The following is a 17,526-nucleotide window of genomic DNA, read 5'->3' as shown; positions in this document are numbered from 1 at the left end:
TGCTGACGGTTCCCCTCGGGGATCAAAAGGGAACGCGGTGAGGAGCCTGCTCCGAGGCCGCGGCTGCCCCCGCAACTGTCAGCGGCGAGCCCTTCACCACCATGTCACTGGGTCGTGCCCGGGAAGACGGTGCGAGGGCGGCGACCCGTGAGCCAGGAGACCTGCCGTCAGCCGTGGTCACACGCGAAACGCGTCGGGCGGGGTGTCCTGACGGGTGTCGAAGCGCCGTCCATCCCGTGCGGAGACGGCGGCCGAGGCCTCGTTCGCGGTGACGTGCCACTGCCGTCGCCCGAGGTCCGTCCTTTCGTGTCCCCCGTCCGATCGTCATTCACGTCGGGTTGCCTGGCCGCCCTGGCCGGCCCCGCCTCGCTCCTCGCGCCCGCCCTTCTCCACGCGCAGACCGTCGCTTCTGAAGCGAGGCTCAGCGAAATCTCCGTCGCGGCCGACGCTCCGACACCTGCCACCTCCGGACCCGTCGCCAGCGCCGGCTACGTCGGCGGCGTGACCGGCATCGGCGGCAGCCTCCGCACCGTCGATGCCGCCAGCGCCGGCGTGATCACGGGCGCGCAAGTCAACAACCGCCCCGCGACCCGCCCCGGCGAGGTGCTGGAAGCCGTGCCGGGCCTGATCGTCACGCAGCATTCCGGCGAGGGCAAAGCCAACCAGTTCTTCCTGCGCGGCTTCAACCTCGACCACGGCAGCGACATCGCGATCCACGTGGATGGGATGCCGGTGAACATGCGCACGAACGCTCATGCCCAGGGCTATGCCGACATCAACTTCCTGATCCCCGAACTCGTCGGCGCGGTCGAGTTCCACAAGGGGCCGTACTTCGTGCGGGACGGCGACTTCGCCTCCGCCGGATCCGTGCGCATCGACTATCTCGACACGGTCGAGAAGAACCTCGCGCTCACCTCGATCGGCAGCTTCGGCTACAAGCGGGCCCTCACGATCGGCTCCGCCCCGATCGGCGAGGGCCACCTCCTCGTGGCCGGCGAGGCGCAGGTCTACGATGGCCCCTGGGTCGAGCCGGACCGGATGCGCAAGCTCAACGGCGTGCTTCGCTACAGCCAAGGCACGGCCACGGACGGCTTCGCGGTCACCGGCATGGCCTACTGGGCCAAGTGGAACGCGACCAACCAGATCCCCGAGCGCGCCGTCAGCGAGGGGCTGATCGGCCGCTTCGGCACGCTCGACCCGTCGGATGGCGGCGACACGGGCCGGTTCTCGCTCTCCGGTCGCTGGAGCCGGACGGACGAGACCGGACTCTCCCGGGCGAACGCCTACGTGATCCGCTACGGGATGAATCTCTGGAACAACTTCACCTATGTCCTCAACGATCCGGTCAACGGCGACCAGTTCCGCCAGCGCGACAGCCGCGTCCTCGGGGGCGGCGAGGTCTCGCACATCTTCCAGGGTGCGCTCTTCGGCCTGCCCATGGAGAACGAGATCGGCCTCCAGACCCGCACGGATTCGATCCGGGTCGGTCTCTTCAATACGACGAACCGGCTCACGCGCTCGACTGTGCTCGATGACCGGGTGCTGGAGGCGAGCGCGGCCTTCTACGTCGAGAACCGGATGCGCTGGACGGACTGGCTGCGCACCAGCGTCGGCTTCCGCGCGGACGGATACTACGCCGACGTGGTCTCCGACACGCCCGCGAATTCGGGCCGGGCGCGGGACGGCATCGTCAACCCGAAGCTCGGCCTCGTGCTCGGCCCCTGGTTCGACACCGAGATCTACGTGAATTCCGGCGGGGGCTTCCACTCGAACGACGTGCGCGGCGTGGTCGCGACCGTCGATCCGGCGAGCCCGCTCTTCAACATCGCGCGTTCGCCGTTCCTGGTGCCATCGACGGGATCGGAGATCGGCATCCGCAATCGCAGCGTCGCGGGGTTGGAGACGTCGCTCGCCCTGTTCCAGCTCGACTTCGCCTCCGAGAACCTGTTCCAGGGCGACACCGGCACCACCGAGCCGAGCCGCCCGACGCGGCGCTTCGGCATCGAGTGGACGAACCGCTACGCGCTGACACCCTGGCTGAGGCTGGAAGGCGACCTGACGGTCACGAACGCCCGCTTCTCGGACCGGGATCCGGCCGGCAATCGCGTGCCCGAGGCGCCGACCACCATCGCCTCGGCGGGCCTCACCTTCGGGGAGGGCCTGGGCTGGTTCGGCAGCCTGCGCATGCGCTATTTCGGCCCGCGCCCCTTGATCGAGGACAACTCGGTCCGCTCCCGGCCGACCGCACTCCTGAATGGCCGGATCGGCTACGCGTTCGAGAACGGCGTGAGCCTCTCGCTCGACGTGCTGAACCTGACGAACGCCAAGGCCGACCAGATCACCTATTTCTACACATCCCGCCTGCCGGGCGAGGCGGCGGATGGCGTCGCCGACCGGCATTTCCATCCGGTCGAGCCGACGGCCGTCCGGCTGACCCTGGCTGGCCGGTTCTAGGCTCCGGAAGGCTCGGGCGGCAGCTCGCCCCGTGATTCCGGCGATGCGAAACCCCTGACCTTGAGCTGTCTTCGGGAAGGCCGTTCTTCAGCCGACCCCGAAGCCAAGCCGCAACCAAGCCTCCCCATCTTCGTTGAACACTGCACGGGGCTGCCCTTCCGCCAACGGTGCTCTCATGATGCAGACGGATGCTGCCTTTATCGCTCGTCTGAAGGTCCAGCCCCGGCCGCCGAGCCGAGACGAGATCCAGCGGTTGCGTGATCTCGTTCTCCGCGTGAATTGGGATCAGATCTCATGCTGGGCAAAGTATCGGGATCGCCAGCAGATGATTTGACGGTGAACCAGGCCATTCCAGGAGCGTAACATGCAGTTGATCGTGACCGCCCAGAGAGATGGACGGACCGTGTCCTTTCAGCGATGTTCTCCCGGCGGCGCCCTGGAGAAGGCGCTCCAGCTCCAGAATGATGGATTGGCGCAAGTCGTGATCACTGACATCACGGGTCGTGACTATGGACCCAGCGACTTCGCGGCCTGTTTCGTCCGGCCGGAAACCGAGGCCATCTGACGTGAACGAGGCTTCCCGGGGATGACGCCCGAGCGGCCGCCGGCGGGCACCTCATGAGCCCGACCAGCGCCCCTTGCCGCCGGATCCGGAAACCAGACGCGCGCCACGCGCGCTGACCCAGGACAGACACGGATAAATCCGGCCGCATCAGCGGCGAGCCGGGTGATTCATCCTCGCGAACGATGCCGAGAGGGCAATCCCGCGTTTACCCCTGACATTGCGCCGGGGGACCGGCTCGGTCGATGGACGCGCGCGTTGGTAGGGGTGCCGGCCGCGCCTTTGAGGAATGCGGAGGCTGCCAGCGCTCTGCTGTCTTCCGCCACCCGCCGACGGGGCGGCAGCGGAGATCGGCAAGGCTCAGCGCCGAGTCCAAACAGCCTCCCCTCGGCCTCGCTCCGCGCCTTCGTCTGTTACGCTCGGGTGCAGGCGCCCCTCCTGCTCGGCGACCCGGGTTCCGGAAGGGCGGATGCTGTACGAAACCCGCAGGTTCCGTACAGCTGGGGCTGTTTCCAGACCATCCCTCGCTCACGTCAACGTTTGTTAGTTCGGCTGACAATAACTCATGTTAGCCTGAAAACTAATAAACTGATCTTTCCAACTTTGTTTTGCCGATAGTCTTCGAGGCCGCTCTGCGCTGCCTTTGCGTGTTCTCACCGCGAAAAGGAGGGAGGGATGGATCAGGTTCATTGGACTCGTGACAGCGGGTCTTTCCCGCCGCCCGTTCTTCAACCCATCATCGATAATGTGATCGAGTGGTATGAGGAACAACCGCATACGCCTCCCGTGAATAGTGTCGATCCCAATCCTCATTTCGATAACGTCGTTCTCGACTGGAATCAGGTCGCTCTCGATGCGATCCGATATTACTCGATCACCGACCCGCCGGAAGATGCGGGCTACGTCTCCCGCGCCCTGGCGATGCAGAGCATCGCCATGTTCGATACGCTCCGGGCGATCGAGGATCAGCCCGGCTTTCTCGTCACCCGGGAGGCGCCGAACGGCATCGACGCCGACGCCGCCGTGACCGCGGCCGCGCACAGGATCCTGGTCGAGCTATTTCCGCGCTACGAGAAGGCGCTCGACCGGGCCTACGAAGCGCATCTCGACCAGATCAAGGATGGACGGGCGGAGGATCAGGGCGTCGCGTTCGGCAACCGAATCGCGGAGGCGGTGATCGAGTCCCGCTCGGATGACGGCTCGGACCCTTATGGCTATCTCGAACGGGTGGCGGGAGACGATCCGGGCGCGTATCGCCCGACCCCCCCGGATTTCACCGAGGCCATCCAGCCCCATTGGGGGCAGGTGCGGCCGTTCGTTCTGGAGAGCGGAGACCAGTTCCGGCCGCCGCCGCCCCCGGCCCTGACCAGTCGGCAATACACGGACGATCTCAAGGAGGTGAAGGCGTTCGGAGACTTGTACTCGGACGTGCGATCACCCGCGCAAACCCTGAGTGCGCTCTGGTGGTCGAATGACGAAGACACCTACACGCGGGTCGGCCAGTGGAGCGACATCGCGGATCGCATCCTCGACGCGCAGGATCGCTCGCCCCTGGAGAGCGCCTACCTGCTGACCGAGTTGAATGTCGGCCTCGCCGATTCGATCATCGCCTGCTGGGACGCCAAGTTCACCTACGATTTCTGGAGGCCGGTCACGGCGATCCGCGAGGCCGGGCGGGACGGCAACTGGGCCACCCGACCGGATCCGGACTGGCTGCCGCTGCTGGTCACCACGCCGGACCATCCCGAATACACATCCGGTCATTCGATCCTGGGCTCCACGGCGAACCAGGTGCTGACCGATTTCTTCGGGGCGATACCGTTCACCGGCACCACCGAGACGCTGCCGGGCGTGTACCTGACCTTCCCGGACTTCGAGACGGCGGCCGTGGATGAGGCGGCGAGCCGTATCTACGCGGGCGTCCATTACCGCGTTTCGACCGAGCGTGGCCTGTTCATGGGCGAGCAGGTCGGCGGCGTCATTGTGGACGCGTTCAACAGATTTGAGCCGAACAGCGACGGGCATCTGGTCTGAGCCGCCCCCCCCCCGATGCGGCGCTCGCGAGCACCGCGTCTCGGAGCCTCTCCCGTCACTCGAACGTGAGGCTGTCGAACTCGCTTCTGAGGCAGCTATACAGCCGCCCCAACCAGAGCCTCGCTTCCGCTTCCTTGGCTCTGGCCGCTTCCATCTGCTCCTCGGCGCTGCGAGCACGCTCGTGCGCCAGACGCGCGGCCTTCTCCGCCCTGGCCGCACGCCGCATGGCGCTCTGCGCTGCCGCCTCCGCAACGCGGGCACGTTCTTCCGCAGCTTCGGCATCCGTGATGCTGCGCTGGATCAGAACCTGCGACTGCTTGGTGAGATCGTGCGCGAGGTCGCGCGCGCGCCGAACCCGCGCACCCACATCGCGGACGAGCTGGATCGCCCCCGGCCAGTCGGCCTCCTCCGAGTTGCGCGAGCCGCTTCCCGGAGCGTCTTGCTCCGCAAAGAGGGGAACCACCTTCTGCTGCTGCGTTGCCGCAGAAGTCTCGGCCAATGACGGGCCGGCCGCGGATCTGCCCGCCTCTCCCGGAGCGGGATTGTCGAAGAGCAGGGGATCGACGGTCTGCGCAATCATGCGGAGCGCTTCTCGGGCTGAGCGAACGCGAACTCGCTGGCGATCGTGTCGTAGATGCGCGCCAGCCACTCCTCCGCAAGGCGAGCCCGCTCCTCGGCGGCCTTGACACGCTCGTCAGCCGCCTTCAGCAGCGCATCGGCCCGCATTTGGATATCCCGTGCGTGCGCCTCTGCTGCCTTCACCCGCTCGTTCGCGCTCGCCATGTCCTCGCGCACCCGCTCCAGCAGGTCCTGCACGCGCAGTTCCTGCTCCTGCGCCTGCGTTTCCACCTCCCGCACACGGGAGGCTGCCGTACGGACCCGCTCGATGAGCTGGGTCCAGTCTTCGGGTGATGACCGGCGGGTCGGCGGCGCGGAGTTCGACGGATCTCCAGAGGAATTCATCAGCCGCAGGACGCTGGTGAGCCGCTCTTCTCCGGGCGCAGGCTTCTCAATTGGTTTCGGCTCCACTCTTCGATCGACAATGCCGTCCCAGGAGAACGCCTTGAGCTGATCCACGAGCGCAACTTCCCTCACGGCTCTGGCGGGAACGAGTTTCCCACGCATGTTTTTCAGCCGTTAATAGTGTTTCAACTAAGGGTTGGATTGCGTCAAATCGTAAATCTGAAGATGCCGCGCGCTACGATATGCGGCGGCTGAGGTGTTGCGCGCCTGACACAATCGAAAGCGTGGCAGTCTGCGGGAAATGGGACCTGGGCTGTCTTACGCAATGGAACACCTGTGCGAACCGGACGCTTCACCCACCGAGAGCCATCACTCTGTTGTATTCGGGGTACAGAGCGCCGGCGAGGGCGATCGGCTCCCGCATTGATGTTGGAGGCGCTCGCCTGATGCCGTAGCTCTGCAGGGCCTCCACCAGAACCCGTAATGCCCCCAGCCCCCGCCTCGAACCCGACTGTTCTTGAGTTGCTGGACCGAGGCATTCTTCAGCCTGAGGCTGTGGCAAACTTGGCCCACAACTATCTGGCCGCTCCCGGACTCCGGACGCATACTCTCCAGCTGGGTCTTGTGCTGGATGTCGCAGCGGCCGTCCAAGCCTACCCGCTGGCTGCAGCCATATTGGCAAGTTCACTCGTCTCGCCGGAAGTAAAGAGGTCGACGGTTGGCACTGCCATCCTGCTGGCTCGGCCGATGCGGATATAGGACGCCAATAAGTCGGGCGGCTGCGCCGCGATGATCGACCGCCATTTGCGGCCGGCCCCGCACCCGGGAAAGGCGGCGCGTGGATGATCTGGGTTTCTCCGGCGCGCGGGGCGCTCGCAAGTGTGTCGTTCGCAGACGCCGGTCCACGAGGACCCACGCCGTTTCGGGACCACACCCCCACGCAGCGCGAGGTCGGCCACCGAGGCTCGGTGCAGCGGCAGGCCGCGTCGGGCGAGGCGAAGCGGCCATGCCTCATGACGGGCGCCTGAACGTTTATTCAGTCTTATTCGCGCATAACTACACCATTCGACTTATATCTCACCATTCAGCGCGCGTTTAGTTTTAGCGGAATAGAGTGAGCGTCAACGGAGAGCGTGAAATGCCGAAAGACATTGGCCCTGATCGTCCGATCTGGCCTCCGGTGCCGGAGCCTGCAGACCCGCTGCCCGCCCCGAAAGCCGCGATGTGAATCCGCGCACAGCGTCGAGCACCGCATTGCGCTTTCATCATCGTCATTCACCGTGGAGGGTGACCATCATGTCGGACGCTCACCAGCAACTCGTCGAAGCGCTCCGGACCATCATCTCCGAGGGGGCCGATCCTTGGACGCTCGTCGACCACATCATCGAGGACGTCGAGCGCGAAAAGCCAGCGCCGTCCGGCCTGTCTCGGGAAGAGGTTCCCGGCCCCTACGCGCCGAACGCTTGGTCGATGTATACGGGATCGTCCCACTGATCGGCCGATGACGGCCGCGTCAGTCTCTGGCACTTGGCCCGCGATCGGTTGCGGGCGACCTGGGTCCCCTCACTGCGCCTGTGACGTTCGTCACGGAAGCTGCCCCGCATTCGCCGCATGAGCCTCCTAACGACGGAGACACTCATGCGACGTCCAACGCAATCCCGACCGCAGCGCGCGACCGTCATCCTCGCTGCCGTGGCCATCTCATTGGCGGCAGCGCTCGCGATCGTCTCGCACGCGAAGGCGCGCAACGATGCCGGTACGACATTCCTGGATTGGAATACCATCCGGACCGTGGTGTGAGGCGCCGGTCCTAAGGCCCTGCCACACTTCGTTTCGCTTGGTCCGTCCGATTTTGTGAGCGTTCCGCCTCCTCTCGGTGCGGGCGACATCGAACGCGGTGGCCAGCCGCTCTGGGCCAGGCGCGATTTCATGCTGCGACCGCGCCGGTGGTGGGTGAGCGCTCCCTCGCGCCCCCGGTTCCGCCGACTGGTCGGGCACGGCGGGCGCAATGCCGAGCACCGTGCCGGACCTGCACCTCGTCGCCGTCATGATCGGACAGGCCGCCCGACGCGCCACAGGTCCACAACAGCCTCGAAAGCGCCCCGACAGAGGGCTCCCATGAAGGGCGTTTCGGATTGGGGACGAGCGCGGGCTCCCCGTTCGGCTAATCGACCTCACCCGGATCTCGTGACGCGAGGCGAGAGCTTCCGCAGAATCTGACGCACATGCGCGCGGATGGCGGCGCTCCGGTCCCCCTCGGATGGAGACCTAGCGCTCAGGAGGGGCTCGGCATCGTGCAGCAAAATCTGCTGTGGTCCGATGTCCGCCAGCGACATTGCGTACCTCCGATGCGCATCAGCGCGTCAAGTCTCGTCGCCGCCAGACTACGATCGTGCGAAACCGTGCAAAAACATCATTTCCTGATTTCATGCGGAAAGAGACGACTCATCGCGCCTGAGTTGCGATCGCACCTACGGAATTAGACCGGTCGCACAAGCGTTTGTCTCTGATACGTCCCGTATCGGCCACTCCGAGCTTAACATAGTTAGTTTCAGAGGCCGTTTGACTGGCGCCCTTTCCCCGAAAATGACCAACCTTTTCATCAAGAAGCTCGAGTTGCGCGCCCAGCTTTCCGACCGCGATCGCCGAGCCCTTGAGCAAGCGACGGCGAAGGTCGTGCAGGTCGATGCCCATCGCGACCTGATCTCTCAAGGGGATGCACCCGAGCACGCATTCATCGTTCTCGATGGTTTCGCCTGCCGCTACAAGCTGTTGCCGGACGGTGGACGCTCGATCGTCGCCTATCTGATCCCCGGCGACGGCTGCGATCTGCATGCCTCCATCCTGAACCAGATGGTCCACTCGATCGGCACCCTGACTCCGTGCCGTGTGGCAGCAATCCCGTATCGGACCATCAAGGCGTTGGCCGCCTATCATCCGAATATCTACCAAGCGCTCTGGTGGTCGGTGCTCGTGGACGAGGCGATCCTGCAGGAATGGCTTGTCGGCGTCGGAAGGCGTTCCGCGGACAAGCAGGTGGCGCACTTCCTCTGTGAGATGATGGTGCGCCTCGAAGTTGTCGGCATCATCCAGGGCAACAGCTACAATCTGCCCATCACGCAATCGGAACTGGCCGATACGGCCGGGATTTCGCATGTCCATGTCAACCGGGTGCTGCAGAATCTGCGACATGCAGGCCTGATCGACCAGAAATGGCGAAAACTTCACATCCCCGATATCCGCGCTCTCAAGGATTTTGCGGGTTTCGCGCCGGATTACCTGCACCTACGCCCGAATATCAGCCGGGAAGGGTTCATCGAGCCCCTGACGGATATAGCGAAGGCGCAATTGGGCGAGCCGTGAGGCTGCGCGGCCGCCTGCAGAGCACCGGATGCGCGAATGGCCCCGCCATCCCATCGACATCGACATCGAGGACGTGCGCCATGGGCGGGCGGGCATGGTGAGAGGCGGGCCGAGTCCTCGTTCCGGTCCGGCTGCGACCCCGCTGTCGCCTCGGCAGTCGACACCTGTCGCCTTGGCGGCAGAGGGTAAATCGGAGCACGAGAAGGCCCCCTGGCCGGGGCGAGGTTCGGGGCGCCTGCACCTCCGCACACAGTGACCTGCCGCGAGGAAGCATTGACCGCTCGAGGGCGCAATGCTCAGCGCCAGAGTGAACGTCGTCGGCATCGGAATCATTGTAGTTATTATCGTTCCAGTCTATAGTTTAAATATCTGCGCCCAACCTCGGTACTGTGCTTGTCTTCGGTAAAGGCGGCGCTAGATCGCCGTCCGATGGACAAGATCAAGCCGACGTATCTCTACAGACTTCGGTTGCTGGAAGCAGGGGCACGCTTCTATGCACCGCAGAATACGAACCGCTATCTCGAGAAGCGGGGGCTGATCCGCCGGACCGGCCGCCTTCACCATGACGGGCGATCGTTCGAGTACGAGATCACGGATTCCGGCCGTGACGCGCTTCTCCAAGGCTGAGGGAGGGCGCCGGAAGCGGGCGTTCCTCAGTGGGGGCGTGCGGGAAGAGGCATCGCTGCCGGATTCCCCTTTCCTTCACCGGATGTCCCGGATTCGCACCGGAACCTCATTGCGGCGAGCAAGCAGGAGGGTCGCAAGTGTCAGAACGGGCTCACGGCTCGGGCACGATCTGGAGCAGCCGATTCATCGATGAGGACGAACGACAAGAAAAACTCCACGAACTGTCTACAAATGCACTTGTATTTTCCTCTCTCTGATTTGAGTGTCCAAGTTTCCAGCGGGGGAGGAAGCCGTGGAAGAAAGTACCTCGACAGCGGAGACGAACCACATTCAGCTCCTCGGCGCTCTCGTATCCGCTTACGTGTCGAACAACTCGATTCGAGCCGCGGACCTGCCCGAGTTGATTGTCACGCTACACCGGACGCTCAGCAGCCTGGGCCGATCCCCGGGCGCGGCCGAGGAGCAGGCCGGACGGTCGACCCCCGCTCAGATCCGCAAGTCGATCACACGGGACGCGCTGATCAGCTTCATCGACCATAAGCCCTACAAGTCGCTGAAACGGCACCTCACGAAGCACGGGCTCGATCCGGAGGGCTACCGTGAGCGCTACGGCTTGCCCGCGGACTACCCGATGGTGGCGGCCTCCTATTCGGAGAAGCGCTCCGTCCTGGCCAAGGCGACGGGCCTCGGCCGGCATGCTCACCTGCCCGATCCAGCGCCGACACCCGTTGCATCCGGCAGGCCGAAGGGCCGCGCAGGCTCTCGCAGCAAGACCGATGTCGCCAGAGCGGCCGAGTCAATGCCGCTGCCGGGCAATGCGACGGCCGGCGGTCGCGGCCCGAGACACGACTGAGCCCGCCACGACGTGAGGGGATCGCCGGGCGGGCTCAGATGAGGGCAACCTGCGAAGGTCCCTCATTGGTATGATGGCATACCAAGCACCAGAAGCAAGAAGCCCCGCGCGCCGTGAGCTGCGGGGCCAAGCGGACGTTCCAGGGTGCGATGGCCCCGCCGGCGCCGATCGGGGTGACCGAGAGCCGACGAGGCCGTGTCGGGCTTGAGACCGGTCTCAGAGAGTCTCGACCTCGCGACAGCCAACAACCTTAGCAAAAGTGAAGTGCGAGATGCACGAAAGCGCTCGTGCCAAGGCATTTTGCGAGGCTTTCGCCGCTCAAGCTTGCACAATCAACTCGTCGATGCGCTATGCACCAGACGAATTTATCGGATGCTAGAGCCTCGCCATGCAGGTTCTCCTTGTCGCAATTGGCAGTCATGGCGACGTCCTGCCGTTCATCGCGCTGGGAACCGAACTGAAGCGCCGGGGCCACGCCGTCTTGCTGGCTGCACCGGCACCGTTCGCGGACATGGCGGATCGGGCGCAGCTCGCCTTCCACGGTCTCGGAACGCAGGCCGAGTACGATGGCTTCGTCGCTGAACCGAACCTCTGGCATCCCCGCCGCGGCGTCAGGGTCACGTTCGGCTTCGTCTCCGCACTGACGGAGCCCGTCTATCGCTGGATTGCCGCGAAGTGGCGGCCCGGCGAAGGGATCGTGGCCGCGTCGACGCTGAGCCTGGGTGCGCGGGTCGCACAGGACAAGCTCGGGCTTCCCCTCGTCACCGTCCACGTCATGCCGGTGCTGGTGGAAAGCCGCCATGCCCCACCCATCCTGCCCGGCCTTCCCTTGCCTTCCTTTCTGTCCGCCCGGTTGCGGCACTGGATCGGCCGCGGCGCCGACACCTACGTGATCGGTCCTGCCGCCCTGCCGGGTCTCAACGCCTTCCGCGCGAAACTGGAGCTGCCGCCGGTGCGCCGCCTGCGCCATTGGTGGAACAGCCCCCTTCGGGTGCTCCTCGGCTTCCCGGAATGGTATGCCGAGCCGCAGCCCGATTGGCCTCGGCAGGCCGTGCAGGTCGGCTTTCCGCTCGCCGATCGCTGCGGCGACGTGGATGAGCTCACCCCGACGCTCGCCGCGTTCCTGAAGGCGGGCGATCCACCGGTCGTGTTCACCTACGGCTCGGCCATGCGGCAGGGACAGTCCTTCTTTGACGCGGCCGTCCGGATCTGCCGACGGATGGGCCGGCGCGGCATCCTCCTGACCCCACAGGACGGGCAGGTCCCGGCGGACCTGCCGCCCCAGATCCTGCACGCCGCCTACGCTCCACTCAGCCAGTTGCTGCCGCACTGTGTCGCCCTCGTCCATCACGGCGGGATCGGCACGGTGGCGCAGGCGCTCGCGGCCGGCATTCCGCAATTGGTTGTCCCGGTGGCTTTCGACCATTTCGACGAAGGTCAGCGCCTTCGGCGCCTCGGCGTCGGCTCGGTCCTGAGCAGGCACCGCTTCACCCCGTCGCGCGCCGTCGCGAAGATCGAACGGCTGTTGGGCAATCCCGACGTGACGCGCGCTTGCGCGATGGCGCGGGCGCGCATGCTGGCCGAGAACGGGGTGCGCACCGCTTGCGACGCCATCGAGGACTTGCGGGCCGTCGCAACGCGCTCGAGCGGGGCGGCCTAGATCCGTCTGGCGTTCGCGACCCTGGGTGCCGCGGCACGCCGAGCCCGGCTCGGGTCCACAGATCGGCGCGCCGGGAGCGGAACGTGCCGGCGTTCGGTCAAGCGGAAAGCCAGATGATCATCATGGCGACGATGATGAGCGACGCGAGCACGAGCCCGCCGATCAGCATTCCGCGGACGTGCCGGTCCGAGCGAAGGTCCTTCATCGCGTCTCCGCCCGCGCCGGCAGGATCGCCCGGCGCATCCTCTGCCTCTTCAACGGATCGGTGACCGTCGGATGCGGACGGGCGACGTGCGCCCGCTCGTGCGCTCGCACAGGCCCGGCGAGATCCAGTCGGCTCCCCTCTCCGGACGTGGGCTGTGCCATCCCGGAATCGGCTCTGCCTTCACGGCTGCGCCTCGCTCAACCCGCTGATCCTCGCGCGCAGCGCCGTCACGGCCTCATCGGCGCCCTGCAGGAAGCCCTCGGCATATCGTTCGGCAGCCTCGCTCATTGCGCGCTGGCCGAGCGCCTCCACCGATCGGGCCAAGGTCTGCACGAGGGTCTCGGAGAATGCCACGTCGCTTCGTCCGGCGAGCAGCATCTCGGTCATGCCTCGCGCCTCGATGTCGGCCACGCAGGCATGGCCGTCGGCAATGCCGCGCTCGCGGTACTCCTCATGCGTCATCGCCGCTCTGCGCTCCCGCCATGCTCGCATCGAGCCGCTAAACGAACGCGACACCGACCTCTGATCCGCGCCGCCAGACGACGGTCACGACCCGCGCCTTGCGTACTCCGAACGCGAGTTGGAAGCGATCCGGCAGCAACCCGATCGCGCCGAAGGCCAATTTCGCTCCGGTCTCCGACTGGTCGACGACGGTGCAGGCAACCTGCCGGCCGTTCGCGAACGTGACCGTCCCGGCCATGTTGGCTGTCGTGCGGACGGAACGACGTCTCTCTTGGCCGGTGAACGACATCCGGTTTGCTCTCAGATCGGTATGACCGGGCCATTGGTACAGGGCCGCACGTTGAGGATCGGTTGCACGTGCAGGTCTCCACCCCGCGGCGGCCTTGCGCCCGCGGCCCCGCGGATCGGCCATCGGCGGAAAATCGTCGGTCGCGCAGACCGAGACGATGTCGGCTGCGCGTTGACGGGATTCGGGGCGCAGCCCCTGCGTGCAGCGATCGCGAATGCGGTCGCGGATGCGGTCGGCCTGCGCCTGCGCGAACTGCCCCTGCGCCGGGACGCGCTGAAGGAGGGCGCGATTTGAGGGCGCCGAGCGCGATGCGGGCGGCGGATCGCCCGTGATCGCGTCCGGCGGCGCCCTCTCCCTCACGCCCGCCGCGGGCCGTGGCTGCCGATGTCGAGGGCGCGCAGGCGGGCCAGGAGGGCGTGGGTCTCGGACAGGGTGGCGTACAGGGCGTCCCGTTCCTGGCACACCGAGACGATGAGGCGCCGCGTCCGAGCCACCTCGGTATTGGCCTTCCGGACCGAGAGGGGCGGGGGCCGGCGCGCGGGGCCGCCGAGGCCGAGGACCTCCGCGAACGGGACCTCCATCAGGAAGCGCCCGCGCGTATCCGCGATCTCGAAGGCGTGGCGCAGGAGGGCGGCCCGGCTCGTCCCGCCCCGCAGCAGGTCGGCGGCGATCGTCTCGATCCCCCGCCAGACGTCGAGATAGGCCTCCTCCAGAGTGTCGAACGGCACGCCCTCCGCGTCCCATTCCAGACCCTCGGGCGTCCGCAGATGGAAGTGGTAGCAGGGCATACGGCGACCTCGGCTTGCCACCGCCGACGAGGCGGTCGATCGCGTTCGGACCGGCGGCGACACCCCGCGCCCGGCGGCACGAACATCCGCCACGGCTCCGCCGGCCCGCATTCACACAAGTGAAGTTCCCGGAGCTTCGGGCCGCCTAGTCTGGCCTCGGCGCGTCAGGGAGGCAGGCATGCCGCAGCACCTCATCCGCAAGCTGGAGCGGTTCACGCGCCTGTCCTACGAGGACAAGGGGGCGCTCAACGAGGCCGCGAGCCGCAAGGTTCGGCACTTCGCGGCCCACCAGGACATCGTCCGCGAAGGCGACCGGCCGGAGCACGTCAACCTGATCCTCGACGGCTGGGCCTGCCGCTACAAGACGCTGGAGGATGGGCGCCGGCAGATCATCTCGTTCTTCCTGCCCGGCGACCTCTGCGACCCGCACATCTTCGTCCTGCGCGAGATGGACCACTCGATCGGGACCATCACCCAGGTCCGCCTCGCAGAGATCTCCCGGGACTCCATCCTCGACCTCACCGAGCGGCATCCCCGGATCACCCGGGCGCTCTGGTGGGAGATGCTGGTCACGGCCGCCGTGCAGCGGGAATGGACGGTCAACATCGGCCAGCGCGCCGGGCTTGAGCGGGTCGGGCACCTCTTGTGCGAGCTGTTCATCCGCCTGCGCTCGGTCGGGCTGACGGAGGGGGACAGTTGCCTCCTGCCGATCACCCAGGTCGATCTCGGCGAGGCGACGGGCCTGACGAACGTGCACGTCAACCGCGTGCTGCAGGAATTGCGCGGCAACGGGCTCATCATCCTCAAGGGCCGGCAGCTGACGATTCCCGATCTCGAGGCGCTGCAGCGCGTGTCCCTGTTCAGCGCGAACTACCTGCATCTCGACCACGAGGGCCGCCACCTCGACGCCAACGGGTCCGTGCAGCCGCCGACCTGACGACCCGAGGGAGGGCGAGCCATGCCCGAGCCGCAGCCCGATCCGAACCGCGAGCGCCGCCGCCTCGCCTGGCTGCAGCGCGAGCACGAGCACCTCGTCCAGGCCACGCGCCATCTGGCCGACTGGACCCGGCGAGTCGCCGACCAGCGGATCGTCGTCGAGGACATGCGGGCGAGAGGCTACGATACCGGGCTCGCCGAGGCCCTCCTGGAGACGATGCAGCGCACGCTGGCGGAGGGCCGCCGGCACCGGCAGATCATTCTGGACGCGCTGGCAAGAACCTCGCGGCCCTGAGGGACGCCCTGCGCGAGCCTCCCTCCCGCGCGAGGCTCCCTCCCGCGCGAGGCTCCCTCGCGCCCGGCCCCTTCACGCAGGTTATGGCGGGACGCCGCGCTCCGGTGCACGATCGTGGGATCGCTGGCCGCGATCCGAGGCGCCGGCGACTGAGAGACCTGCGCGCTCCCGCCTGGATCCAGCGGAGAGCCCCATGCATCGCGCCGCCTTCGACGCTGTCGCCCGCGGGAGGATCGCGGCGGGCGCGACCGGCGATGGCCGGACCTCTCCTGCGCGCGCCCAGAGCCCGGCCGTTCGCGCGGCCGCGCCGTGACCCCGATCGTCACGATCGCCGCCTCCGCCGGCGGGCTCGCCCCGCTCCTGCGCATCATCGGGGCCCTGCCGGCCGGCTGCCGCGCCTCCATCTTCGTCGTCCAGCACATCGGCGCCCACCCCAGCATCCTCCCCGAGATCCTGAGCCGTTCGGGCCGGCTGGCCGCCGCCTTCGGGCGGGACGGGGAGGAACCGGAGCCCGGGCGCGTCTACGTCGCCCCCCCGGACCATCACATGCGCCTGGAGCGCGGCCGCGTCCGCCTCGACCAGGGGCCGAAGGTGAAGCATTGCCGCCCGGCAGCCGACCCCCTGTTCACCTCGGCGGCCGAAGCCTATGGCGAGCGGGTCGTCGGAATCGTCTTGAGCGGATGGGACAGCGACGGGTCCGAGGGATTGCGCGCCATCAAGGCGCATGGCGGCACAACCTTCGTGGAGCATCCCGACGAGGCCAAGGTCCCCGGGATGCCCCTCTCCGCCATCGCCGCCGACCATCCAGACGCCTGCCTCGGCGTCGATGCGCTGGCCGAGCGCGTCGCCACCCTCTGCGCGGAGCCTTGACCCTCTGCGCGGAGCCTTGACCCTCTGCGCGGAGCCTTGACCCTCTGCGCGGAGCCTTGACCCTCTGCGCGGAGCCGTGCGCGGGCGCGTGAGAGCGCGAAGCCCGGCGAAAGGGGCGGCGGGCGATCCCGTCCCGGTCGGCGCTGATCTTTCGCCCGCCTGCGCGGTTTCCCGGACGGTGACCCCCACCGATCAGGAGATGCCCGTGGATCAGTTCCCGAAGCCCCCCTATCCGGAACAGCAGCAGGCGATGCCGGGCTCGACCGCCGCCATGAACCCGCGGCCGGACCACGGCGAGACGAGCTACCGCGGCTCGGGACGACTCGAGGGCAAGGCGGCGATCATCACCGGCGGCGACAGCGGGATCGGTCGCGCGGTCGCGCTTGCCTTCGCGCGGGAAGGCGCCGACGTCCTGATCTCCTACCTCGACGAGGAGGAGGACGCGCAGGAGACGCGCCGCCTGATCGAGGAGGCGGGCCGCAAGTCGGTGCTGGTGCCGGGCGACATCAAGGCCGCCGCCCATTGCCGGGCGATCGTCGCGAAGGCGGTTGAGGCGTTCGGGCGTCTCGACATCCTCGTGAACAACGCCGCCCACCAAGCGACCTTCAGCGATCCGGAGGAGATCAGCGACGAGGAATGGGAGGTGACCTTCGCCACCAACATCCACGCGATGTTCTACCTCACCAAGGCGGCGCTACCGCACCTCAAGCCGGGCGCGGCGATCATCAACACGACCTCCATCAACGCCGATTCCCCGAGCCCGCAGCTCCTCGCCTACGCCACCACCAAGGGCGCGATCCACAATTACACGGCGGGGCTCGCCCAGATGGTGGCCGGGCAGGGCATCCGGGTGAATTGCGTCGCGCCGGGGCCGGTCTGGACGCCGCTGATCCCCTCGACCATGCCCCCCGAGAAGGTGAAGAGCTTCGGCGGCAACACCCCGCTCGGCCGCGCCGCCCAGCCGCGGGAACTGGCTCCCGCCTACGTGATGCTCGCCTCCGACGAGTCGAGCTACGTCACCGGCGCGACGATCCCGGTGACCGGCGGGCGGCCCTTCCTGTGAGGCGAGGCGGGCCCGTTCGGGCCGAGGATTTCTGATCTGTGATTGAACCGCTGCCGGCTCTGCACGCTTAAGCTGAGAGAGTCAGGGCCGGCGTAGAGGGTG

At 67.0% G+C, this 17,526-nt stretch carries 18 protein-coding genes and 1 riboswitch; of the genes, 13 read left to right on the top strand and 5 right to left on the bottom strand.

Annotation, left to right across the window (positions count from 1 at the left end):
* A riboswitch (cobalamin riboswitch) is annotated at positions 1–183 on the top strand. This riboswitch is flagged as partial in the annotation.
* A gap of 246 nt (positions 184–429) precedes the next feature.
* The 3 genes from E1J50_RS16245 to E1J50_RS16235 all read left to right on the top strand — a co-directional run bounded on the left by E1J50_RS16245 (position 430) and on the right by E1J50_RS16235 (position 5,050).
* Positions 430–2,454: a TonB-dependent receptor gene (locus E1J50_RS16245; protein ID WP_132254889.1), complete on the top strand. Its 2,025-nt coding sequence runs from the start codon at positions 430–432 to the stop codon at positions 2,452–2,454.
* Between the two features lie 364 nt (positions 2,455–2,818).
* Complete coding sequence (locus tag E1J50_RS16240) at positions 2,819–3,019, top strand: hypothetical protein (RefSeq protein WP_132254887.1); 201 nt, start codon at positions 2,819–2,821, stop codon at positions 3,017–3,019.
* A gap of 672 nt (positions 3,020–3,691) precedes the next feature.
* Positions 3,692–5,050, top strand: coding sequence for a vanadium-dependent haloperoxidase (locus tag E1J50_RS16235; RefSeq protein WP_132254886.1), 1,359 nt, complete (start codon positions 3,692–3,694; stop codon positions 5,048–5,050).
* Positions 5,051–5,105: 55 nt separating this feature from the next.
* Here E1J50_RS16235 and E1J50_RS16230 read toward each other — a convergent pair whose 3' ends face one another.
* Positions 5,106–5,630 carry a hypothetical protein gene (locus tag E1J50_RS16230; protein WP_132254885.1) on the bottom strand — a complete coding sequence of 175 codons (525 nt, stop codon included), beginning with the start codon at positions 5,628–5,630 and terminating at the stop codon, positions 5,106–5,108.
* The gene (locus E1J50_RS16225) at positions 5,627–6,127 is read right to left on the bottom strand and encodes a hypothetical protein (RefSeq protein ID WP_245516603.1); all 501 of its coding nucleotides are present in this window, start codon (positions 6,125–6,127) and stop codon (positions 5,627–5,629) included. The genes E1J50_RS16230 and E1J50_RS16225 overlap by 4 nt, the downstream gene beginning before the upstream one ends.
* Before the next feature lie 1,182 nt (positions 6,128–7,309).
* Here E1J50_RS16225 and E1J50_RS16220 point away from each other — a divergent pair.
* From E1J50_RS16220 to E1J50_RS16200, 6 genes are all read left to right on the top strand, one after another.
* Positions 7,310–7,507 carry a hypothetical protein gene (locus E1J50_RS16220; RefSeq protein ID WP_132254884.1) on the top strand — a complete coding sequence of 66 codons (198 nt, stop codon included), beginning with the start codon at positions 7,310–7,312 and terminating at the stop codon, positions 7,505–7,507.
* A gap of 144 nt (positions 7,508–7,651) precedes the next feature.
* The gene (locus E1J50_RS27365) at positions 7,652–7,813 is read left to right on the top strand and encodes a hypothetical protein (protein ID WP_165937880.1); all 162 of its coding nucleotides are present in this window, start codon (positions 7,652–7,654) and stop codon (positions 7,811–7,813) included.
* Positions 7,814–8,599: 786 nt separating this feature from the next.
* Positions 8,600–9,376, top strand: coding sequence for a Crp/Fnr family transcriptional regulator (locus tag E1J50_RS16215; protein ID WP_132254883.1), 777 nt, complete (start codon positions 8,600–8,602; stop codon positions 9,374–9,376).
* A gap of 429 nt (positions 9,377–9,805) precedes the next feature.
* Positions 9,806–10,003, top strand: a complete 198-nt coding sequence (locus tag E1J50_RS16210; RefSeq protein WP_132254882.1) for a helix-turn-helix domain-containing protein — start codon at positions 9,806–9,808, stop codon at positions 10,001–10,003.
* Between the two features lie 292 nt (positions 10,004–10,295).
* Positions 10,296–10,856, top strand: coding sequence for a Ros/MucR family transcriptional regulator (locus tag E1J50_RS16205; RefSeq protein WP_132254881.1), 561 nt, complete (start codon positions 10,296–10,298; stop codon positions 10,854–10,856).
* Between the two features lie 388 nt (positions 10,857–11,244).
* The gene (locus E1J50_RS16200) at positions 11,245–12,516 is read left to right on the top strand and encodes a glycosyltransferase (protein ID WP_132254880.1); all 1,272 of its coding nucleotides are present in this window, start codon (positions 11,245–11,247) and stop codon (positions 12,514–12,516) included.
* Positions 12,517–12,901: 385 nt separating this feature from the next.
* On the opposite strand, the gene E1J50_RS16195 is transcribed toward E1J50_RS16200, so the two are convergent.
* Genes E1J50_RS16195 through E1J50_RS16185 form a run of 3 tightly spaced genes read right to left on the bottom strand, consistent with a single transcriptional unit; the run spans position 12,902 to position 14,260 of the window.
* Positions 12,902–13,183 carry a hypothetical protein gene (locus E1J50_RS16195; RefSeq protein WP_132254879.1) on the bottom strand — a complete coding sequence of 94 codons (282 nt, stop codon included), beginning with the start codon at positions 13,181–13,183 and terminating at the stop codon, positions 12,902–12,904.
* Between the two features lie 37 nt (positions 13,184–13,220).
* Positions 13,221–13,832, bottom strand: a complete 612-nt coding sequence (locus E1J50_RS27360) for a PilZ domain-containing protein (protein WP_165937878.1) — start codon at positions 13,830–13,832, stop codon at positions 13,221–13,223.
* Positions 13,829–14,260 (bottom strand): DUF6894 family protein, encoded by a 432-nt coding sequence (locus E1J50_RS16185; RefSeq protein WP_132254877.1) that lies wholly within the window; start codon positions 14,258–14,260, stop codon positions 13,829–13,831. The genes E1J50_RS27360 and E1J50_RS16185 overlap by 4 nt, the downstream gene beginning before the upstream one ends.
* A 178-nt stretch (positions 14,261–14,438) precedes the next feature.
* On the opposite strand from E1J50_RS16185, the gene E1J50_RS16180 reads away from it, so the two are divergent.
* The 4 genes from E1J50_RS16180 (at position 14,439) to E1J50_RS16165 (ending at position 17,424) form a co-directional block, all read left to right on the top strand.
* Positions 14,439–15,197, top strand: coding sequence for a Crp/Fnr family transcriptional regulator (locus tag E1J50_RS16180; RefSeq protein WP_132254876.1), 759 nt, complete (start codon positions 14,439–14,441; stop codon positions 15,195–15,197).
* Between the two features lie 21 nt (positions 15,198–15,218).
* On the top strand, positions 15,219–15,491 hold the full coding sequence (locus tag E1J50_RS16175; protein ID WP_132254875.1) for a hypothetical protein: 273 nt from the start codon (positions 15,219–15,221) through the stop codon (positions 15,489–15,491).
* 309 nt (positions 15,492–15,800) lie between these two features.
* A complete protein-coding gene (locus tag E1J50_RS16170) occupies positions 15,801–16,361 on the top strand; it encodes a chemotaxis protein CheB (RefSeq protein ID WP_132254874.1) in 561 nt (186 codons plus the stop codon).
* Between the two features lie 205 nt (positions 16,362–16,566).
* The gene (locus E1J50_RS16165; RefSeq protein WP_132254873.1) at positions 16,567–17,424 is read left to right on the top strand and encodes a glucose 1-dehydrogenase; all 858 of its coding nucleotides are present in this window, start codon (positions 16,567–16,569) and stop codon (positions 17,422–17,424) included.
* Positions 17,425–17,526 lie beyond the last annotated feature (102 nt).

The organism is Methylobacterium segetis, assembly GCF_004348265.1.
GTDB lineage: Bacteria > Pseudomonadota > Alphaproteobacteria > Rhizobiales > Beijerinckiaceae > Methylobacterium > Methylobacterium segetis.
Note: the sequence above shows the minus strand (reverse complement) of the source record. Positions and strands in the feature narration are given on the sequence as shown.